Source organism: Ruegeria sp. CK3, assembly GCF_056536565.1.
Map to the genome: position 1 here is coordinate 1 of NZ_JBQFPV010000033.1, position 1,193 is coordinate 1,193.

Genomic DNA, 1,193 nt, shown 5'->3' on the forward strand with positions numbered 1-1,193 from the left:
GCCTCGGTTGCGGCAAAGGCGGTCAGATGCTGCGGAAAGCGGGTTTCGAACATAAAGGACATCGTGTGGTCCAGCTTGTCCGGCCCCAGATTTGCGTTTGAGGCTTTTTCGAACGCTTCGCGGTCCGGGCCGTGCGGGATCATCATGTTGTGCAGGCTCATGCCGCCAGGAACAAAGCCCTGAGGTTTGGCATCATACTGACCGTAGATATTGCCCATCAGCTCGGACATGATGTTCTTGTGGTACCACGGAGGGCGGAACGTATCCTCGGCCACCATCCAGCGTTCGCGGAACAGGACAAAGTCGATATTGGCCGTGCCGGGCTGGCCCGAAGGCGCTGTCAGGACGGTGAAGATTGACGGATCCGGGTGGTCGAACAAGATTGCGCCGACCGGGCAATAGGTGCGCAGGTCGTATTTGTAAGGCGCATAGTTGCCGTGCCAGGCCACCACGTCCAGCGGGCTATGACCGATCTGAGTGACGTGGAACTGCCCGCACCATTTGATCGTCACGGTCGAGGGCACCTCTCGGTCCTCGAACGCCGCGACGGGCGCTTTGAAATCGCGCGGATTGGCCATGCAATTGGCACCGATCGGTCCGCGACCCGGCAGCTCGAATTTCTGCCCGTAATTCTCACAGACAAATCCGCGTGCCGGACCTTCCAGCACTTCAACACGGTAGAGCAACCCGCGCGGCAGGATCGCGATTTCCTGCGGCTCCAGATCAATGATCCCCAGCTCGGTCACAAAACGCAGACGACCGTCTTGCGGAACCACCAGCAGCTCGGAATCGGCCGAGAAGAAATAGTCATCCACCATCGAGTCGGTGACCAGATAGACATGGCTGGCCATGCCGACCTGCGTGTTCACATCCCCCGCCGTCGTCATGGTGCGCATACCGGTCAGCCAGGTCAAAGAGGCGTCAGAATGCGGAACCGGGTCCCAGCGATACTGGCCAAGGCTGATCACATCGGGGTCGATACAAGGCGCGGATTTCCAGTAGGGCAGGTCGATTTTCTCATAGCGATGCGAGTGCTTGACCGACGGGCGAATTCGATAGCACCACGTCCGCTCGGGCGGATTGGCGGTGAAGGCCGTGCCGCTGAGCTGTTCGCCATAGAGGCCATAGTTGCAGCGCTGAGGGCTGTTCATGCCCTGCGGTAGCGCGCCAGGCAAAGCCTCGGTCTCAAAATC

The 1,193-nt window shown here is 59.8% G+C and carries 1 protein-coding gene; it reads right to left on the minus strand.

Translation table 11 applies throughout. The features are described from left to right. Positions 1-1,193: homogentisate 1,2-dioxygenase (gene hmgA / locus ACR0C3_RS23280; protein ID WP_480760786.1), on the minus strand; the 1,193-nt coding region annotated here is incomplete at both ends.